A 21471-nucleotide genomic window follows, 5' to 3' on the forward strand; every position below is an offset into this window, starting at 1 on the left:
CTTTCGCGAAAGCGGAATTACTTCAAGAATTCATAAATCCCTGCAGCTCCCTGTCCGGTACCTACACACATTGTAACCATACCGTATTTACCTGACATATCACGCTTGCGCATCTCGTCAAATAACTGTACTGATAGTTTACCTCCAGTACATCCTAGTGGGTGACCTAATGCAATCGCACCACCATTTACGTTTATAATATCTGGATCAAGTCCTAACTCGCGTATTACTGCAAGTGACTGTGATGCAAATGCCTCGTTAAGCTCTATAAGCTCAATATCATTTTGCTTAAGTCCAGCTTGTTTAAGCGCTTTTGGAATCGCAGCTACGGGACCTATACCCATAATACGTGGTGGTACACCTGCTGCTGCATAGTTTACCATACGTGCGATAGGCTCGATGTTAAGTTCTTTTACCATCTCCTCACTCATAACCATTACAAAGGCTGCACCATCACTCATTTGTGAAGAGTTACCAGCAGTTACACTTCCTCCAGCAGCAAATACTGCTCTAAGCTTTGCTAGTGCTTCTTTACTAGTCCCAGCTCGAGGACCTTCATCCTTGTTTACTGTATAAGATTTTGTAGCTTTTTTTCCGTTTGCATCTATATACGTTTGCTCTACGTCTATAGGTACAATTTGGTCTTGAAAACGATCTTCGGCTAGTGCGCGTAGGGCTTTCATATGTGAGTTATATGCAAACTCATCTTGATCTTCACGAGAGATGTTAAATTCATTTGCTACTGCCTCTGCGGTGTTACCCATTCCCCAGTAGTAATCTTCGTGTCCAGACTTTACTACGGTATCGTAGTTAAGTTCTGGTTTAAATCCTGTCATAGGTACAGAAGACATAGACTCTGCTCCACCGGCGATAATACAATCACCCATACCAGCTTGAATCTTTGCTACTGCCATCCCTATAGTTTCTATTCCAGAAGAACAAAAACGGTTTACAGTTACACCAGGTACGTCTATTACGTCTAGTCCCATAAGAGATATAAGACGCGCCATATTAAGACCTTGAGATCCTTCTGGCATTGCGTTACCTACAATGACGTCATCTATTCTCTTTTTATCAAATTCTGGCAGCTCCTTCATCATATACTGAATCGTTTCTGCAGCAAGCTCATCTGCTCGCTTGAATCTAAAGACACCTTTGGGAGCTTTCCCAACGGCTGTTCTATATGCTTTTACTATATATGCTGTTTTCATTTTAGTTTGCTTTTGGCTATAAGCTGAAAGCTTTAAGCGGTTTATCATTGCCTATAGCTTAGCGCTTAAGGCGTATTACAGAAACTTTAGTTTCTTAATGGTTTTCCTTTTTGTAACATATGCTGTATACGCTCAAGTGATTTTCTCTCAGTAGCTAGAGATAAGAACGCTTCACGCTCTAGATCTAGTAAATACTGTTCAGAAACTCTTGTAGGCTCAGATAAATCTCCTCCGGCCATTACATAAGCAAGCTTGTTTGCAATTTTCTTATCGTGCTCTGATATATAGTTAGATGCTTGCATAGAGTCTGTTCCTACTAAGAACATACCTAGTGCCTGCTTACCTAATACTAGTACATCGTTACGTTTTACAGGTTGTGTGTATCCCATATCTGCCATTTGGCGTGCAACAGCCTTTGCCGTAGCAATCTGGCGATCGCGGTTTACAACTACAAGGTCTTTACCGTGTTTAAGGATGTTAAGATCGTACGCCTCGTGTGCAGAGGTAGATACTTTTGCCATACCTATAGTAAGGAAGTGCTCCTGTAATACGTTAAGTTGTACATCACCTTTATCAAACTTATCTGATGCTCTAAGGGCCATTTCCTTAGATCCACCGCCACCTGGTATTACACCTACACCAAACTCTACAAGTCCTATGTAAGATTCGGCAGCAGCGACAACTCTATCTGCGTGTAGTGTCATCTCACAACCACCACCTAGTGTCATACCGTGAGGTGCAACAACTGTAGGGATAGCAGAGTAGCGTAAACGCATACACGTATCTTGGAAATATTTTACAGCAGCATTAAGCTCATCATACTCTTGCTCTACAGCAAACATAAAGATCATCCCAATGTTTGCTCCTACAGAGAAGTTTGTACCTTGATTACCTACTACTAGACCATCAAAGTCTTTTTCGGCTAGATCTATTGCTTTATTAACTCCTGCAAGTACATCACCTCCTATAGAATTCATCTTAGAGCGGAACTCAACGTTTAAGATTCCATCTCCTAGATCTTGTACAGATACTCCCGTGTTTGAAAATACTTCTGTTTGTTTTCTAATGTTATCAAGAATGATAAATGAATCTTGACCTGGTTTCTTTACGTGCGCTTTCGCGGAAGCGGAATACACATAAGTAGCACCATTTTTTACAGAGTAGAAAGTCTCACTTCCAGCAGCAATCATATCTGTTACCCAAGTGGCAACTTCAAGACCTTCTGCCTTCATAAGTTCGATTCCTTTTTCTACACCTACAGCATCCCAAATTTGGAATGGTCCGTGCTCCCAGCCAAAACCAGCCTTCATAGCATCGTCTATCTTGTAAAGCTCGTCTGTAATCTCAGGAATACGATTTTGTACATAAGCAAATAAGTGTGCAAAAGACTTGCGGTAAAACTCACCAGCTTTGTCTTTACCACCTACAAGCACTTTAAAGCGATCGTAAACGCTGTCTATATTTTTAGTAAGCTCTAGGGTAGCAAATTTTGCTTTCTTGTTAGAGCGGTACTCCATAGTGTCTAGGTCTAGTGTAAGAATTTCTTTCTTACCAGCCTCATTTACACTCTTTTTATAAAAACCTTGACCAGTTTTAGACCCTAGCCATTTGTTTTCCATCATTGTACTAATGAAGCCTGGAAGCTCAAAAAGAGACTTGCGCTCATCATTAGGACAGTTTTCTGCAATACCGTTTGCAACGTGTACAAGGGTATCAAGACCTACGACATCTACCGTACGGAAGGTTGCAGATTTTGGACGTCCTATAACTGGACCTGTAAGTTTATCTACCTCTTCTACCGTCATACCCATATCTTTTACAGTATGGAAAAGTGACATAATAGAGAAGATACCTATACGGTTACCTATAAAGGCAGGTGTATCTTTTGCAACAACAGAGGTTTTACCTAAGTATTGCTCACCGTAGTTATTTAAAAAATCAAGAACGCTCTGGTCTGTTTTAGGTCCAGGTATGATTTCAAATAACTTTAAGTAACGTGCTGGGTTAAAGAAGTGAGTTCCACAAAAATGCTTTTGGAAATCTTCACTACGTCCCTCAGACATAAAGTTTATAGGAATACCAGATGTGTTTGAAGTAATAAGTGTACCTGGAGTTCTATGCTTTTCAAGGTTTTCAAAAACTTGTTTCTTAATATCAAGTCTCTCTACTACAACCTCAATGATCCAGTCTACGTCTTTTACTTTTGCGATATCATCTTCAAGGTTACCCGTTGAGATTCTTTTTGCAAAAGCTTGGTTATAAATAGGTGACGGCTTACTCTTAAGTGCTGCAGTAAGCGAGTCATTTACCATTCTATTACGTACAACTTTGTCTTGAAGTGTAAGTCCTTTAGCTTCTTCTTTTGCAGTAAGCTCACGAGGAACGATATCTAGCAAAAGAACGTCAACACCTATGTTTGCAAAATGGCAAGCAATACCACTTCCCATTATTCCACTACCGATGACGGCTACTTTCTTTATTCTACGTTTTGCCATTATTTTATTGCGGTTTCTTTTTGGTTAAATACTCTTCTATTTTGAATCAAGTCATTAATGGTTTCAATGACTTCGTAAAAATTATTAATCTTTTCTTCAGATATATTACCGCGCACAGCATCATTAAAAGTTACGACGCGGTTTTTTGAGAAATTTCTTTTTTCTAGCCCAAATTCTGTAAGATGTATAAGAACGCCTCTGCCATCTGCAGGATTAGGTTTGCGTTCTATAAGACCTTTTTCTTCCATAGTTTTAAGTGTACGTGATAGGGAAGTAGCTTCCATACCCATACGAGGTCCCAGTGCTGTAGAGGGCGTACCCTCTTCTGGATCTATACTAAGTAGTGCAAACCCTACTGCCATAGTAACATCATACTCGGCAGCCTGTTCATTATACATTTTCATAACTGCTTGCCAGGTGGCTCTTAAGCAGTAGTCTATAGTTTTATCTTTCATATAGTGCTTCACAAAGTGATTGTAAAGATAATAAAATATACTATGCACGCACAGTAATTAATGCAAATTTATATGAAACTTTTAAGAATATGGTAGTTCCGCTTTCGCGAAAATGAGAACATCATAAATATAAGCCATATTATTTAATAAATATGAAGTCAACCATTTAGATAATTACAAGTACAATCAATAACGTTAACATATTCTGTAATAAAGCAACATCATTTACGATTGAATAGTATTTTTGTATCTTAAATACTTAAAAAGTTTACAAGTTATATGATTGCACCAGACATTCCTCAGAATGAAAAACAGCGTATGCTATCGCTATTAAGTTTAGGTCTACTGGATACAGAACAAGAAGATGATTTTGACTACATAACAAAGCTTGCAGCCTACATCTGTAAGACCCCAGTAGCTTTAGTAACACTTGTAGATGAAGATAGACAGTGGTTTAAAAGTAAAGTAGGTATGGCATTATGTGAGACTTCACGTGAAAGCTCATTTTGTGCGCACGCCATCTTAACTCCAGATGAGATACTCGAAATACCAGACGCAACAAAAGACATTCGTTTTGTAGATAATCCACTTACTAAAATGGATGATCCAGTTATCTTTTATGCCGGAGTACCCCTGCGCACCACAGATGGTATGACAATGGGATCTTTATGCGTCATAGATCATAAACCTAATAAATTGAGTAATGAACAGCGCAATGCCCTCATAACACTCGCAAAACAAGTTGAAAGATTATTTGAGTTAAGACTAGTTAATAATCAACTAGAGCAAACCAAGGCGAGTCTTACAAAACATAATACATTGCTAAAGGATTTTGCAGGTACTGTATCGCACGATTTAAAAATGCCCCTTGCAAATTTGATACTTACCTCAGATATATTAAAAAAGAAGTATACAGCATCACTAGATGAGTCTGGAGTAAATTACCTTGGGTATCTCAAGAAGTCTTCACTCTCTATGAGCAACTATATAACAAACATACTTGCCCATTATGAGAGCACAGCATATGATAGAGAAGACGCCCACGAGTTTATGTTTAACGATATGTTAGAAGATCTAGTAGATCTATTAAATATAAACTTTGAGTGTGAATTTCATTTTCCAGAGGTAAATATAGAACTTAGATGTAACCGGTCTGCACTTGACCAGATATTCTTAAACCTTATAGGTAATAGTATAAAGTATAATGATAAAGACCATACTATTATAGATATAGATGCTACAGAATATGATGATTATTATGAGTTTACCATCAGAGATAACGGGCGTGGTATAGAAGAAGAAAAGTTAGAAGGTATTTTTACCCTGTTTAGTACAGTTGGGCACCTAGATAAAAATGGAGAGAAAGGCCACGGTATAGGATTATCTACGGTAGAAAAATTAGTACATAATCTAGGTGGTACCATAAGTGTATCCTCAGTGCTAGGTGAGTACACAACATTTACGTTTACAGTTGCCAAAAGTTAAAGTATATTAAATATTCGGTTCTGGTGCGCTTCTTCTGTTAGTAAAGCGTTAATAGATATGGATGTTGCTGTTTACTCTATTACCTTTAGGTCACACTATCCAATCTAACCAATAAATGATCAAAATTTACAAAGCATTTCTTGTGATACTATCTTTTACTATCACGAGTCAACTTGTTGCTCAAGACTTACCCGTTGCAACAATCCAGAAGAATATCGAATCTTTTAAAGAAAATCCGCGAGGCCCTTATAAAAAAATAGAGTGGTTTTGTGAAGATGGTACGATGCGAGAAGCACGTGACCCTTGTCCAGATGATATAGGTGGTGGTGTGCAGCACGCAAGTTATAGTGAAGATCTAATAACGCTAGGTACTAAGTATCACCTCTTTTTTGCAGATATACTTGCAAACACAGATAAGGTAGCTTTCTGGGATGTAACAAATGATAATAGCCGCATCAAGCAATATCAACTAGCGAGATACCTTGCAAGTGTAGATAACGGATGGGTACAGCGCAAGTCACAGTTTTACCGTGGTGCCATTCAGTCTGAAGATGAGGAGGCGTGGGGTGTTGAGTTTTATGAATGGTTATTGCGTAGCGATACTCGTTTTAGACAAAACTACTATTTATTACGCCAGACCTTACGTGATATTCCTCACGATGGAGATAGCAACATTGCCCAGCGTATGCGCAGTGAGTCAAAAATACTCGCAGAGACCTACCCAAAGTTTATGGATGCTCGCATTAAAATACACGGCAAGCCCAGTGTGAGTGACATCCAGATGGTTCAAGAGTTTAGATCAAAGCATAAGGGAGATTTCTCTGATGAAGTGAAAAAGCAGTTTGATCAACTAGAAAAAACGCTCGCCGAATTTTATACACCTATCAATTTTAAGGAACTACAGAGCCAAGTAAATGCTATCTCTGTAAAAAATGATCTAACAGAACGCATTAGCACGTTTTTAGAAACAGCTGCTCAGGATACTTCTGCGCAAATACTTGTGCCAGAAATTGCAGATGTGCTCTGTTACATACGTCAAGACGTACTTACTTTACGTAGATCTAGTGACCGCCTTGCGATGCTAGATTTATCTAATGAGCTGGAAGATATATTACTCCTAAAGACACAAGAGTGGCAACCAGAAACATTAAAGGAGCTGCTTTATAAAATACAAACCCTTTCATATGCAGCAACAGGTACAGGACTCATTGAGTTAAATGAGTGGGCAGCTGTAGAGCCGTATTTACAAGCAGATAGTTACCATAATGATAAGAGTGTCGAGCAGCTTAACGATTTTCTGGCGACAGCTAGAGGTGTTGTAGAGTGGAGCGCCTCACAAGTAAAGGCAAAGTATCAAGAAGTAGTTGACACTTACGCAACTTTTGAGCCTAAGGCTTATGGATTTATAGATGACCGCGTGCGATCTTCTGTTGCATTAGATCTCGGTGAGAGTGTGAGCACGCTAGGTGCGTTTATAGCAAAGCATTCTGGGCTTGAAAATAAGGTAATGGATATAGATGGACAGTCTTCTGTGAGAGGATTAAACCCTGGTTATGCCTACGGTGAACTTGTTGTTATAGAAGGTTCTCCAGAAGGTATAGAAGTGGATACAGAGAAGATATACGTCTTTGAAAAACCGCCGTCAGACCTCAAGCCTGTGGCTGGTATTATGACGGTATCAGAAGGTAATCTGGTTTCACACGTGCAGCTACTAGCTCGTAATTTGGGAATCCCTAATGCGGCATTGTCTCAAGAGAACCTTCAAGATTTGAGCAAGTATAGCGGCAAGAAGGTCTTCTATGCTGTTTCAAATAAAGGAAGTGTTATCATAAAAGGCGAGGACGATATTACAAATGAGGAGCGTGAGTTATTCTCAAAGAAGCAACGTTCTACAAGTCAGGTGACCGTGCCTGTAGAGAAGATTGCGCTCGATAAGAAGGACATCATAAATATGCGTGATCTAGATGCAAGCGCGTCTGGCAAGCTTGTTGGCCCTAAGGCAGCAAACCTTGGGCAGCTCAAAAAGATGTTTCCAGAGCAGGTGGTAGAAGGCCTTGTTATTCCTTTCGGCATTTTTAAGGACCATATGGATCAAAAAATGACTAATTATGAGGGTTCTTACTGGGAGTTTTTAAATAACGCTTTCGCGAAAGCGGAACAAATGAAAAGTAACGGCGCGTCATCAAAAGAGATAGAGACGTACCAACTGCAAGAGTTGAAGCGTTTACGAGAGGCCATAAATGTGATGACGCTCAAGCCGTCATTTGTAATTAGCCTGCGTTCAGATTTCCAAAAAGTCTTTAAATCGCCTATGGGTAAAACTCCCGTATTCTTGCGTAGTGATACAAATATGGAAGACCTTGAAGAATTTACTGGCGCAGGATTGAACTTGACGCTTTTTAATATTCTTGATGAGGATAAAATCTTAAAAGGAATTAAAGATGTGTGGGCTTCTCCATATACGGAGCGTAGTTTTAAATGGCGCCAGCAGTATCTAAGCAACCCAGAAAATGTGTTTCCTTCTATACTTATCATTCCTTCGGTAGATGTGGAGTATAGCGGTGTGATGATTACAAAGGGTATTAATCAAGGTACAGATGAGGATCTTACTATTGCCTTTAGTCGTGGGGCAGGAGGGGCTGTAGATGGACAAGCTGCCGAAACGAGACTTGTTACCGCTACAGATGCACGCCTACTATCGCCAGCGAGACAGGGAGATTTTATTAGACTGCCAGCAACGGGAGGTGTGAAGAGAAACATCGCAACCTTTGACGAAGAGATTCTCAATGAGAAAAACATAAAGGATATACGTGCCATTGCCCAATCTATAAGAACACGATTACCAGAAATGACAGGTTCTGACTATGATGGGGCTTATGATGTGGAGCTTGGTTTTGAAAATGACAAACTATGGCTGTTCCAAATACGACCATTTGTAGAAAATAAAACGGCGAAGTCCTCAGAATATCTTGAGGCAATCTCACCAAAAATTGACAAAGACTTTTTAATAACGCTTGATGCACCTATAAACTAATGAAAACATATATCACACTAACATTCATCGCTTTATCGACCTTATTTGCAGCGATGGTTTATCCTATAGACGGCTATGATACGACGGGTATAAAACGATTGTACCGACTTCAGAAAATGGAAATGGATAGTATTGGAAACAAGCGTATTCCTAATGGTGCTTATTTAAAACTAGAGGATATCAAGCTCAATTTGCTTTCGCGAAAGCGTGATTCTCTTGGAGCAATACTAGTAGAAGACAATGATTTTGCTAGAAAGATTGCGAGAATTACACCCGGCGGAAACTACTCACTTGCGGTACTTGATATGACTAATCCAGATAGTTTAAAATATGCGGCTCACAGAGAAAACGTAGGGTACCAGCCAGGAAGTGTAGGTAAAATTGCTGTCCTTAACGGTTTCTTTACAGAGCTTGCAGAGGTATATCCAGATAACTTTGAGTTGCGTACGGGGCTTATGTGTAATAAACGAGTGAAGGCTCGCTACTGGGGAACAGGAGATCACCACACAATACCTGTGTATGATATAGACAGTGATAAGTTAACAAAGCGACAAGTGGTTGCTAGTGATGAGTTCTCACTGTATGAGTGGGCAGATCATATGGTCTCTGTGAGTAATAACGGAGCTGCGAGTGTGCTGTATAGAGAGACAATGTTGCTAGACGCCTTCGGACGAAAGTATGCAGACCTCACCGAAGAAGAAGCAGAAAATTACTTTGTAGAGACCGATAGAGACTCTCTTACGAGTCAAGCAAACCGAGTGGTGAATCAGCCATTAAGAGATCTAGGAATTGCAGAAGACGACTGGAGACTAGGAGGGATGTTTACACGTCCTGCTGGTAAGTACGTAGGTCGTGAGGGTGGAAGTTTAGGAACTCCTAAAGGGCTTATGAAATTTCTAGTAGCCCTAGAGCAAGGAAATGTAATAGATGAGGAAAGCTCGCTTGAAATGAAGCGATTGTTATATATGACAGACAGACGTATACGTTATGCACACTCTAATAGACTAGATGATGCGGCGGTGTACTTTAAGTCTGGCTCGTTTTATAAATGTGATCGAGAGAAAAATCCTAACTGTAGTGACTATGCGGGTAATGTATTCAACTATATGAACTCAGTGATTATTGTAGAGCAGCCTAATGGTAAAAAGTACATCGTATGCTTGATGACTAACGTACTTAATAAAAACTCTGCAGGTGCGCATATGTACCTAGCAAGTAGTATTGATAAGGTGGTAAATCCCACATAAAAAGCATTTACAGTTCTATTAAAACGCCTTATAGTTGTTACTAGAAGGCGTTTTACTTTTGTTGCTGTTTTACCCGTTGTAGACTTGTAGATACACGCGTAGCAAGTTTTGCAATGTTTGTGTTTTTATGCTTTGTAAAAGATTGAGTAATGGCAATATACTTTGTGTCTTCTAGTATCTCAATAAGGTGGAGCATAGCGATGTTCATCTGTCTGCTGCGATTACGAATTAAGCTTCGCACAGCATCAAATTCTGTTTGTTCTACCATTTCTTGAGAATGTAGATTATCAACATCTGTGTCAATGATATGTACTTCGAGCAATGGCAGGATCTTATTTTTAAGTTTGATATGTAAGAGGTTGTCAAGAAACTCTATGGCGTTAATTCTCGCTGTATCATCTTTACTTTTAATACCCAAAAACGCAGCACTTATATCTTCTTGATTGTAACGTATACTTAATAGTGTAAAGACGCTATGTAGACTTTGATCTACTTGTTCTCTTAAAATGAGCACTATGGCTTCACGGGCGAGTAAAACCTCTGTTTCTTTAGCTTCCTCTTGTGAGTCTGCTGGCAGATTGTTTACAAGTTTTGTGAAGGTAGCAAGGGCGTTAAGCGTGCTTTGGTAGTAGTTGCTCTCTAGTAATATGTATCTAGAGATTTTGCGCTTATCTATGGTAAGCGATGGGTTTTTACTACTTAGTTTTAGTAATGATTTTGAGGCATTTTTACGTACGATGAGGTTGTTACTACCTAAAAATTTGAATAAGATTTTTACCGCATTTTGAGAGTTAAATGTTGCGATAACCTTAGGTAGATTTCTTTTTATGTCTAGACTAAAGGCATCTTCATTTTCTAGCCTGAGAAGTGTTTTTGTAATCTCTGGCCCATATTGAGTAAGGCTTTTTATGGCTGCTTTACGTAGTTTTTTATTTTCTATAAACTGGAGGAGATTCCCGACAAAGAGTGGGTCTGTGGTAATGCCTGCAGCTTCTATAGCTTTCTTTGCTACCTTTTTATTTTTATTGCTAAAATGTATAGAGATAAAGTAGTAAAACTCATTAAGTCCAGAGTAGGCAATGCTAAGAAGCAGATCTGAAGTTTCGGCAACATTTTCTAGACCTTCTGGTGTGCCTAGCCGTTCTATTTGAGTCGCGATACGGTCTCTTAAATTAAACTGCTTTCCAAGATCTGTATTAAGGCGTGCATCTTGTGCCAGGCATAACAGCGCAGCATTTGCAATGGGCTTTTCTGGATGATCTAGATAGGTTGTAAATAATTCTTGATCGTCTATTTTGGTGTGATGTAGTAAATATTGTAATGTGGCTATAATGAGTGCGCTGTCACTAGTATGAAGGAGGGCTTTGATTTTATGTAATGCCGTACCTTCTTTATAATAATACAGCTCCTCAATAGCCGCTATTTTTATAGCATTAGAAGGATGGTCTAGAAGTGCTACTATTTGCTTTTTTAAGGGATTAAGTCGAGCCGATGATAATCTAGATAATAAAGTGAGAATCTCGCTTTCTTCACCATTTTGTAAAATATGTCTTGCAGTAGCGATGGTGCGTTCTTTTCTGAAGTTTCGTTTGGACTCATCTTTATTGAGCAGTAAACTCTTGAGGTTAGACCTAAACGAATCAAAGTAGGCATCTCTAAGCTTGTAGATTAACAAGAGCCATATAAACAAGAAGAAGATAGTAAGAATGGTCACAAACTTGGTGTCTAGTTCCATACCCTTGATTACAAAAATGAGCAGAAAACCAGCAATACCTGTGGCTACACTATCTACCACTATATCTATAAATGATTTTGCTTGGTTCTTTATAGCATACGGTATGGGTAAAATAGAAAGCTCTGCAGCTGCTTTGTTTATAGACTGCTTAAAACTACCGTCTAACCCTTTTATGATAATAAGCACCCAAAGCTCAGGAACCGTAAAAAATAGGAGGGAGCCTAAGGCAATACCTAGTGGTAGTATAAGCATTGTTGAGGTTACGCCTAGATAGCTTAAGACTCTATTGGTAACAAAAAGCTGTATGAGTAAAGCCACCACATTAAAGGATGAGAACCAGAACCCTAAAAACGAAGCAAGCTCATCTGAGTCTGGAATGGCCTTGTGCGCAAAATCACTAAATTGAAAATCAACCAGCTTTGCCACCAGCACACTTATCCCGATAATAGATGCCAAATACAGTAAATGCTTAGATTTTAAGATGATTTGAAAAGCATTACGATCTGGGTTAGACACTTGGTGAATTTCTTTCTTTCTCGTGTACATAGAAAGCGTGCGTAACCTTAAATTCCAAATACGGTAGAGTATAGGCACACAGCATAAAATGAGAATCCCTGCAATAAGAATAGACGTTTTATTACCAAAAGCCGCCGAAATTAAGGTCGTTAAGTACCCACCAAAAATCCCACCAGCAATAGCGCCAGAGCCTATAAAACCAAAGAGTCTCTTTGCCTCTCTCGCATTGTAAACCATATTTGCTAGTATCCAGAATTGTGAGGTAACCACCACGGCAAATAAGGATATGAGAACGTAGTAATAATAAAGCAGCCAGACCTCAAGAAATTTATAATGCAAGGCGACAGAAAGCAACATAAAAAAGAAGCCAAAAGCGCATAAGGTTATCGTAGCGACCTTTTTAAAAGAATATCGTTTTAGAGCTTTGTTGTAAAAGTAAGAACTTAAAATAGCCACAGCGGCAACAAGAAGATACCCGTAAGGCAAACGCTCTGCACCAAGTGCAGATAGAAATAATGCGTTTACTGTAGGCTTTACAATAAGTAGCACTGTAATCACCAGAAAGATGTACAGCTGCATAAAAAAAGAGATGGTGATCTCACCATCTCTTATATCAAAGGCTTTCTTGTAAAGACTTTTAATCATTTATTGCGTTTATAATGAGGTTCCCTAGTTATAGGCTAAAGCTCGTGATTTTTTCATTGCTTTTTCTAAAGGAATTACTAAATCTCTTACAATTTGCTCACCCTGTGCATCCTCTATAAGAGCCACTAGTATATACTTGCGCTCAGGTCCCCATACCAATACAGAGTCAGAGTGCCAATTCTTCCACGATCCAGACTTCCTGTAGATATCTGCCTTAGGAGCAATTTTATCTAGCGTGTTTACAAATTTGTGGTGTAGTGCTGGGTCTTTCATAATATCCAGCATCTCTTCAGACTTTTCTGTACTTACTAGATTACCCATTGCAAGCTGGTAGTAAAAACTACATACCTGTCTAGCTGTGGCCGCGTGACTTAATCCCTTCATAGGGTCTGGGTTACGTTTTCCGCCAGCGGCATATCTCTTGCCTACCCATAAACCACCGCCTACTTCTTCATCATAAAGCTTGAGCTGGTCACTGCGCAGTACTTGTTCTATTTTATCATAGCCCACACGGTCTATCATACGAGTAGAGGCAGCGTTATTAGACTTACTTATCATAAGTCGCATATCCTTACGTATTTCTCTAGAGTCTTGTAGTTCGCCATTTTCTATAGCATCCATTGCGGCAAGAAGTATGGCAATCTTAGGTAAACTTGCGGCATACATCATAAACTCATCATTGATACCTGCATACTCTATATTCTCTAAGTTGGACATATCTACAACGCCTATAGACATTCTATTAGACTTTACTAGATTTTTCCATTTTGAGTTTTTATTAATCTCTTGTATTAAAAGCTCTCTCAATATAGGACTCGTATGAGTCTCAAGAGGCTCTACAGAGTCCATCTGTATAGGAAGCTCTTGAGCACTAAGTACAGAAGACATTATAACGCACACTATAAGCGTGATATATTTCATAAAATTCTATGTATTTATAGTTCAACCTAAGTATACAAAAAGGCTGCCAAAGATAGCTAGTATTACTGTTAATTCCATCCCAAACTGTTAATGTTTACAGCGCTTGTTTGTTAAGATATTAACGCTCTATAATTGGGTTTGTTGTAGATGGTATTTGATAAATTACGCTTTCGCGAAAGTGGAAAATCAGAAAGCTCGTATAGTGAAAATTATAGATTAAAAAGAGCTTAGAATTTTATGCTGAGTGTCGCTTAAGTAGACTTGTTTTTTTAACTCAGTTTTTTTGCTACGTAATGTTTTTTATTCAATCGTTAAACCTCTATCTATTAATATTGAGTAAGCATTATCAAAATCAGATGAAACAGTTTTCCAGTCAGATTTCAATTTTTGAGGTCTCTTTATAAAATTCAAGAATTTTCTTCCTTTGTGTAATTTTTTAGTTTCTAAATCTGTTAACCTTTTTAATGTAGAAATCTCATTTATTACATTTTCTAGTGTTTTTCTTTCTTTTTTTAGTTTTTTATTATTTAAAGACATTCGTAAACCAAGTTCAAATTTTGTTGCTTTTTCAAAATACAAATCAGGTAAATCACTATCATTTATCTCTCCAAATTTTAGATAACATTTTTTATAAAATTCTATTAATGATTCTCCAGATTTAATTAATCCAACATAATCAATATCATCTTTTTTAATGTTTACATCATTATCAATTAAACCGCTATTATAGACTACTATAAAGTCAATTTTCTTTCCGATTAATTTAATGAAATCAAAATAGTCACCGTGTCTTATTGCTGCAAATTCATTTTTAAAATCAGAAGTGTCAAGATTGTTTTTCAAGACCTTATACATATATCCAATTACGACTTGTACTATTAATTTTTGTTGCATTTCATAATGTTTGGTAACGGTTTCGGCTATGAGTAATTGCGTGGTTTAGTATTTAATTTTGCAAGTACATACAAACTGAAAATCTGCAAGAATTTTCAGAAGTATGCGAAAATAAGCGATTACTTATAGCCATTGTTATGCATTGTTTTTCTTGTTTCTTTTTTTCTGTTTTTCAACCATTTTTTGGAAGTATTCATCTCGTTTTTTAAATGATTTTTTGGTTCCAATTACTTTTCCATCTGAAGCCAAAATATAGTTGATTTCCCATTTATTTTCTTTTTCATAAAAGAATTGGATTTTTTCTGCTTTTAAATGCTTGATAGATGTTTCTAATTCTTGTTTTAACTTTTCGATATTCTCCTTTTTGTAAGCTCTAATAGCAATGTCAGGGTTTCTTGTAGTTACTATTAATTCAACTTTAGTTTTATTGATTGGAATTTCTACCACAAAATGAATTGGTTTGTTTTTAGGATACATTTCCTTAACTGACTTACGAATAGTTTTTCCAATCAGTTTGTAGAATTTTACCAAATCTTCTCCAATAGCCTCTCCTAATTTTTCAGGTATCTTTCTAAGTCCAATTCCGAGCGCAATTCCAATAATTTCAGTTAGTTTTATAACTATTTCAGGATCAGGTATTTCAGATTTTCTTATGAATTCGGAACCTTTAATTTCCAAATCCGATTCTGATTTGATTTCATTTAGAAATTTTTGTCCGTTTTCAAAAGAACCAAGGTTGATAGGGTCAATCTGGACTTCTATAGTTTCAATCGGTTCAAATTCACACTCTATAAATGGAAAGTTTTCATCTGAAAAAGACATTTCGATAAGTTCAAGTCCATTTTCTAATGTTGCTGTTTTAGAAACGTCAAAATACTCTTGGTCTGCAACTAAATAAAATGCTCCATCTTTTTCAATGACCTCTCCATTGTTTATTCTTCCCATTGGTGGAAAATTCCGATTATGGTCAAGACCCAATCTTGGTTTTCTTTCTCCGTTTATGACCTTGAGAGAACTTTCCAAAGCTTCTTTAGTTATTATATGCCCGTGCTTGTCAATATTAGACGAGCTTAAAATATATCTTTGGGAATATTTCGTTTTCTTTTCGCTCATAAATTTCGGTTAACAAATCGTTTTTTTCAAATAATGCATAAGAGGGCACTACATAAAGCAAGTGTGGCATACTTCGGCAAACTCTGCACAAGCCTTGCGATAGCGCCTATGTTTTTGTTTTTCAATTGATGGTTTAAATATACGAGTATTTGTGAGAGTTTACACTTTCGCGAAAGCGTATAAGATCAAGAAAACTATGTAGTTAGGTTTGTATGATTACTATGGCTTTTCTGTTATATCCATTTTTAAATAACGCTTAGAAAATCACTAAAACCCTACTGCAGTATCATCACCACGTCTATCTGCGCCGCCTTCTAGTGTACCATTAGGGAGGACTAAAATACCGTCTACTTTACCTATTACGGGAGAGCGCTCCTCGTTGGTTTCATAACCCTTTTCTTGCAGTCCGCTTATGATGGCTGGATCAAAGCTGTTAGGTTCAAATAATACCACATCTGGTAACCACTGGTGGTGAAAACGTGGCGCGTTTACCGCCTCCTGCATTGTCATCCCAAACTCGTGTACATTAAGTACCGTTTGTAACACAGAGGTAATAATGGTAGATCCTCCAGGCGTACCTACGGTCATCCAGAACTCGCCATCTTTTTCTACTAGGGTAGGAGTCATACTAGATAGCATACGCTTTCCTGGTTCAATTTTATTTGCCTCGGCGCCTATAAGCCCAAACATATTTGGCACTCCAGGTTTACTAGAGAAGTCATCCATCTCATTGTTTAAAAAGAAGCCTATGTCACTCGCATATAACTTAGATCCATAAGCGCCGTTAAGCGTGGTTGTTACTGCAATGGCGTTACCATACTGGTCTACCGCGCTGTAGTGTGTTGTTTCCATACTCTCATAACCTGGCAAGGCACCGTGTGTCATATCGCTAGACTTTGTAGCGGTGTCCCAAGAGAAGGTTTCCATTCTGTTTTTTGCATACACATCAGAGATGAGTGTGTCTATAGGGATGTTTACAAAATCTGGATCTCCTAGGTAAAAACTTCTATCTGCATACGCGCGACGCTCTGCCTCTGTAAGTAGTTGTATACTCTCCACACTGTTGTGACCATATTGCGAGATGTCATACGGTTCTATCATCTGCATAATTTGTGATAAACAAACCCCACCAGAACTAGGCGGACTCATAGAGATCATTTTTAAGTTATCATACTCAAAGGTTACTGGTGTGCGCCACTTTGCTTCGTATGCCGCAAGATCTTCCATTGTGATGATCCCACCTTTAGATTGTAAGAAGTCTACCAGTTTTTGGCCCGTCTCACCTTTGTAAAACTCGTCTTTACCATTTGCTACGATGCGCTCTAGTGTTTGTGCGAGAGCTTCGTTTTTAAGGGTGTCCGCTTTCGCGAAAGCGTTTACATATATAATACTATCTCCGTTAAGCTCTTTAAATTTATCTTGTAAAGCGCTAAACCTTCCTGCTTGTTTTTCTGTAATCACATACCCATTGCGAGCAAGGTCTATTACGGGCTTGAGAATGGTCTCCATAGGTAGTGAGCCAAACTTCTCGTGCACGGCAAACATACCTGCAAGACCACCTGGCACACCCACAGCGAGACTTCCCTCTGTACTTAAACCTGGTATCACATTACCGTCTTCATCTAGGTACATATCACTTGTAGCCGCACCAGGTGCCATCTCGCGATAGTCTAGCGCTCCTATATCACCATCTTTAGTACGGTATACTAAAAAACCACCACCACCTAGACTACCGGCAAACGGGTATGTCACATTGAGCGCCATATCTGTAGCAATCATTGCGTCAAAAACGTTACCACCTTTCTTCATAATCTCAACGCCTATGCGTGAAGCCTCCTCTCTCGCCGAAACGACCATAGCCTCCTGAGCAATGAGTCCCTGTATGGGGGCGGGAGCAGGTGCTTCTGTCTTACAGTTTATAAATAATAGGGGAATGCAGAGTAAGAGTAAATACTTCATAGGTTGGATTTGTAATTATATGATAAACTTAAAGTTCTTCTAGTTTTAATGCAACAAAGGCTTGTAATTCTTTAAAAAAGCGTGTGAACTCATCTTCAAAGGCTTCATAATGTTCGGCCAGGTCTTCTATGGCTTTATCCATTGCTACGCGGCGTTTTGTGCGTATGTTCATATTGTAAAGCACAGTGCCTATACCTTCCATAGTTGCATAGCTGAGGAGCCAGTTTTGCTCCATCATAGGGATCATCATTTTCTGTATGCGACCCGTGAGCAAGTGGTGATGGTCCTGTAGTAGCTGGTAAAAGTCATCTATGTACACATCTAGGGCTGTATCGTGATAATTGTTCCAGTTTTTGGCTAGAAAGTGATCATAAATAATATCTACTATCACACCAGAGTAGTGACCATACTTTGCGTGCAGGCGTTTTGTACTCTGCTTTACAATAGGGTGACTATCTGTGTAGCTATCTATCCAGCGATGCACGAGTATACCTCGCTGTATATCATCACTATACTTGAGGTACCTTTTACCTTTTATACCATCTGCCATAAAGTTGCCTATAGTTTCCATAGGTAAGCCATCGGTAAGGTAAATGTGTGCGAGAAAATTCATAGTGGTGAAGTTAATAGGAAAAATTAACCTGTTCAAAGATTTTATGAGGCATTGTGAAGCAATGCATTCTTGTTAGGCTGGTACGTATGTGTTTTAGTACTTTTGTTTAACAATCAAAAAAACGAAGATTAATTACGCTTTCGCGAAAGCGTACTCAAAATTTACATATGACATTAATAAAATCTATATCAGGAATACGTGGTACCATAGGAGGTCGCACGGGTGAAAACCTTACACCAGTAGATGCAGTAAAATTTGCTGCAGCATACGGTGCGTGGCTTAAAAATGATCGTAATAAAGAAACCTACAGAGTAGTAGTAGGGCGTGATGCACGTATATCTGGATCTATGATACAAGAGCTTGTGATGAACACGCTCGTGGGTATGGGAATCCATATTATAGACCTTGGCCTCTCTACCACACCTACGGTAGAAGTTGCCGTACCTATGGAACACGCAGATGGTGGGATTATACTCACTGCCTCGCATAACCCAAAACAATGGAACGCGCTTAAACTATTAAACAGTAAGGGAGAGTTTCTTAATGGAGTAGAAGGGGAGAAAATTTTAAATTATGCAGATAATGAAGATTTTACCTTTGCAGAGGTAGATGATCTTGGTAAAATCACAAAAAATGATGCCTACATAGATTTGCATATAGAAGAGGTAAAAAACCTTGAGCTTGTAGATGTAAACGCTATTAAGGATGCCAAGTTTAAAGTAGTGGTAGATGGTGTAAACTCTACGGGAGGTATTGCCATACCAAGATTACTAGAAGAGCTAGGCGTAGAGGCAGTAAAATTATACTGTACACCTAACGGGGAGTTTCCTCACAACCCAGAACCGCTTAAGGAGCACCTAGGTGACATTTGTAAGATGGTGGTAGATGAAAATGCAGATTTTGGAATCGTAGTAGATCCAGATGTAGACCGTCTTGCTTTTATAGATGATAAGGGAGAAATGTTTGGAGAAGAGTATACCCTAGTTGCTTGTGCAGATTATGTACTAGGAGAGACTAAGGGTAATACGGTGTCAAACTTATCTTCATCACGTGCGCTACGTGATATCACAAGAAAACACGGCGGTGAATACTTTGCAAGTGCCGTAGGAGAGGTAAACGTAGTACAAACTATGAAGGACCAAAACGCTGTAATAGGCGGAGAAGGAAATGGTGGAATTATCTACCCAGCATCGCACTACGGTCGTGATAGCCTGGTAGGTACGGCCCTTTTCCTTACACACCTTGCAAAGCTTAAAATCTCTGTGAGCGAACTCAAAGCTAGTTATCCTCCATACTTTATGAGTAAGCAAAAAATTCAGCTCACACCAGGTCTTGACGTAGATGCATTACTAGAAAAAATGGCTGCCAAATATGCAAATGAAGACGTATCTACGGTAGATGGTGTAAAAGTAGATTTTGAAAATCACTGGGTACACCTACGTAAGTCTAATACAGAACCTATTATACGTATTTATACAGAGGCAAGCACACAAGGCGAAGCAGACCAAGTTGCAAATGATATGATTGCTACTATAAAGGAAGTGGCTGGTATCTAGACAGATATAGTTATTAAAAAAAGAGGGCAATCGCCCTCTTTTTTTGTGCTTAATTTTAAATATCTTTACAGTGCAAACTATTGATTATGAATACATTAAAGTCTACTAAGCCTAGCGGTAAACTAGAGAATTACTTTTCACGCTTTCGCGAAAACATCATTGGTATTAACCAAAGTTTTCAATCTCCATACGGAACAAAGCAGCTTTTATATACAGACTGGACCGCCTCAGGAAGGTTATATGGTCCCATAGAGGAGAAGATGTTACGCGACTTTGGTCCCTATGTAGCAAACACGCATACAGAGACGACCGTCTCAGGTACTGCTATGACAATGAGCTATCATAAAGCAAAGCACATTATAAAAGAGCACGTAAATGCAGATGAGAATGATGTTCTCATAGTGGGTGGTAATGGTATGACGGGTATGATCAATAAATTTCAGCGCATACTTGGATTAAAAGTGCCAGAAAACATAAAGAAATTTACAGAAGTACCTGCAGAGATAAAGCCCATTGTTTTTGTAACACATATGGAGCATCACAGTAATCAAACTACGTGGCTAGAGACCACGGCAACAGTAGTGGTCGTGCCTGCCAAAGAAGATGGACGCTTTTGTATACAGATGTTTGAACAAGAACTACTCAAATATGAAGATCACCCTTTTAAAATAGCATCTATAACCGCTTGTAGTAATGTAACAGGTATACAGACACCATATCACGATGTGGCGAGACTTATGCACGCTCACGGTGGTTTATGTTTTGTAGATTTTGCGTGTAGTGCGCCTTATGTTCATATTGATATGCACCCAGAGAATAAAGAAGAGCGCCTAGACGCTATTTTCTTCTCTCCACACAAGTTTTTAGGAGGGCCAGGCTCTTCTGGAGTTTTAATCTTCAATAAAGATTTATATAAAAACGTGGTACCAGATAACCCAGGAGGAGGCACCGTATCGTGGACAAACCCTTGGGGTGAGCATAAGTATATAGATAACATAGAAGAGCGTGAAGATGGGGGTACTCCAGGTTTCTTGCAAACCATACGTACCGCCTTATCAATTAAAGTAAAAGAAGAGATGGGCGTAGATAATATACTCGCTCGTGAGCACGAACTTATAGACATCATTTGGAATGAACTAGAAGCGGTAGAAAACGTAAAAATTCTTGCAGGTGATCATAAGGATAGACTAGGTGTTATTTCTTTTTATATAGAAGAGTTGCACTTTAATCTAGCGGTCAAATTACTCAATGACCGTTTTGGGATACAAACTAGGGGCGGTTGTAGCTGCGCAGGTACTTATGGGCATTATTTACTCAATGTAGATCAAAAAACATCAAACTCGCTCGCTTGTGAGATAGATGCGGGTAACTTAATACAAAAGCCAGGATGGATACGTATGTCTATTCACCCTACCATCACAAATGAGGAAATAGCTTATGTATGCGCGTGTATAAAAGAACTAGCTTTACACCATAAAGACTGGTCTCAAGATTATATATACCAACCTTACTCAAATGAGTACTTACATAAAGACGATAAGGCTACCTCTTTGAGTCGTAGTACGGCTATAGACTCTTGGTTTGAATTTTAA

The 21471-nt window shown here is 38.7% G+C and carries 14 protein-coding genes; 5 read left to right on the forward strand and 9 right to left on the reverse strand.

Features of this window, described 5'->3' with window-relative positions; translation table 11 throughout:
* Positions 1-17: 17 nt before the first annotated feature.
* The 3 genes from ACFO5T_RS13420 to ACFO5T_RS13430 all read right to left on the reverse strand — a co-directional run bounded on the left by ACFO5T_RS13420 (position 18) and on the right by ACFO5T_RS13430 (position 4161).
* Positions 18-1211, reverse strand: a complete 1194-nt coding sequence (locus tag ACFO5T_RS13420) for an acetyl-CoA C-acyltransferase (protein ID WP_380035321.1) — start codon at positions 1209-1211, stop codon at positions 18-20.
* A gap of 86 nt (positions 1212-1297) precedes the next feature.
* Positions 1298-3706 (reverse strand): 3-hydroxyacyl-CoA dehydrogenase/enoyl-CoA hydratase family protein, encoded by a 2409-nt coding sequence (locus ACFO5T_RS13425; RefSeq protein ID WP_021779222.1) that lies wholly within the window; start codon positions 3704-3706, stop codon positions 1298-1300.
* Positions 3706-4161, reverse strand: coding sequence for a MarR family winged helix-turn-helix transcriptional regulator (locus tag ACFO5T_RS13430; protein WP_375252334.1), 456 nt, complete (start codon positions 4159-4161; stop codon positions 3706-3708). The genes ACFO5T_RS13425 and ACFO5T_RS13430 overlap by 1 nt, the downstream gene beginning before the upstream one ends.
* Positions 4162-4440: 279 nt before the next feature.
* Between ACFO5T_RS13430 and ACFO5T_RS13435 the strand changes: the two genes are divergently transcribed.
* From ACFO5T_RS13435 to ACFO5T_RS13445, 3 genes are all read left to right on the forward strand, one after another.
* On the forward strand, positions 4441-5646 hold the full coding sequence (locus ACFO5T_RS13435) for a GAF domain-containing sensor histidine kinase (RefSeq protein ID WP_375252335.1): 1206 nt from the start codon (positions 4441-4443) through the stop codon (positions 5644-5646).
* A 115-nt stretch (positions 5647-5761) separates the two neighbouring features.
* The gene (locus ACFO5T_RS13440; RefSeq protein ID WP_380035326.1) at positions 5762-8680 is read left to right on the forward strand and encodes a PEP/pyruvate-binding domain-containing protein; all 2919 of its coding nucleotides are present in this window, start codon (positions 5762-5764) and stop codon (positions 8678-8680) included.
* A complete protein-coding gene (locus tag ACFO5T_RS13445) occupies positions 8680-9927 on the forward strand; it encodes a serine hydrolase (protein ID WP_380035329.1) in 1248 nt (415 codons plus the stop codon). Before ACFO5T_RS13440 ends, ACFO5T_RS13445 begins: the two co-directional genes overlap by 1 nt.
* A 52-nt stretch (positions 9928-9979) precedes the next feature.
* On the opposite strand, the gene ACFO5T_RS13450 is transcribed toward ACFO5T_RS13445, so the two are convergent.
* The 6 genes from ACFO5T_RS13450 to ACFO5T_RS13475 form a co-directional block, all read right to left on the reverse strand.
* Positions 9980-12823 (reverse strand): NTP/NDP exchange transporter, encoded by a 2844-nt coding sequence (locus ACFO5T_RS13450; RefSeq protein WP_380035332.1) that lies wholly within the window; start codon positions 12821-12823, stop codon positions 9980-9982.
* Between the two features lie 24 nt (positions 12824-12847).
* The gene (locus tag ACFO5T_RS13455; RefSeq protein ID WP_035337167.1) at positions 12848-13744 is read right to left on the reverse strand and encodes a serine hydrolase; all 897 of its coding nucleotides are present in this window, start codon (positions 13742-13744) and stop codon (positions 12848-12850) included.
* Positions 13745-14044: 300 nt separating this feature from the next.
* Positions 14045-14638 (reverse strand): hypothetical protein, encoded by a 594-nt coding sequence (locus ACFO5T_RS13460; protein WP_380035335.1) that lies wholly within the window; start codon positions 14636-14638, stop codon positions 14045-14047.
* Positions 14639-14773: 135 nt separating this feature from the next.
* Positions 14774-15751, reverse strand: coding sequence for a hypothetical protein (locus ACFO5T_RS13465; RefSeq protein ID WP_380035338.1), 978 nt, complete (start codon positions 15749-15751; stop codon positions 14774-14776).
* Between the two features lie 267 nt (positions 15752-16018).
* Positions 16019-17710, reverse strand: a complete 1692-nt coding sequence (gene ggt, locus ACFO5T_RS13470; protein WP_380035341.1) for a gamma-glutamyltransferase — start codon at positions 17708-17710, stop codon at positions 16019-16021.
* Positions 17711-17738: 28 nt separating this feature from the next.
* A complete protein-coding gene (locus tag ACFO5T_RS13475) occupies positions 17739-18323 on the reverse strand; it encodes an acyl carrier protein phosphodiesterase (protein ID WP_380035344.1) in 585 nt (194 codons plus the stop codon).
* A gap of 167 nt (positions 18324-18490) precedes the next feature.
* Here ACFO5T_RS13475 and glmM point away from each other — a divergent pair, with 167 nt between their 5' ends.
* Positions 18491-19879 carry a phosphoglucosamine mutase gene (gene glmM / locus ACFO5T_RS13480; protein ID WP_380035346.1) on the forward strand — a complete coding sequence of 463 codons (1389 nt, stop codon included), beginning with the start codon at positions 18491-18493 and terminating at the stop codon, positions 19877-19879.
* An 86-nt stretch (positions 19880-19965) separates the two neighbouring features.
* Positions 19966-21471, forward strand: coding sequence for an aminotransferase class V-fold PLP-dependent enzyme (locus ACFO5T_RS13485; protein ID WP_380035349.1), 1506 nt, complete (start codon positions 19966-19968; stop codon positions 21469-21471).

This window comes from Dokdonia genika (genome assembly GCF_042652845.1).
Classification (GTDB): domain Bacteria; phylum Bacteroidota; class Bacteroidia; order Flavobacteriales; family Flavobacteriaceae; genus Dokdonia; species Dokdonia donghaensis.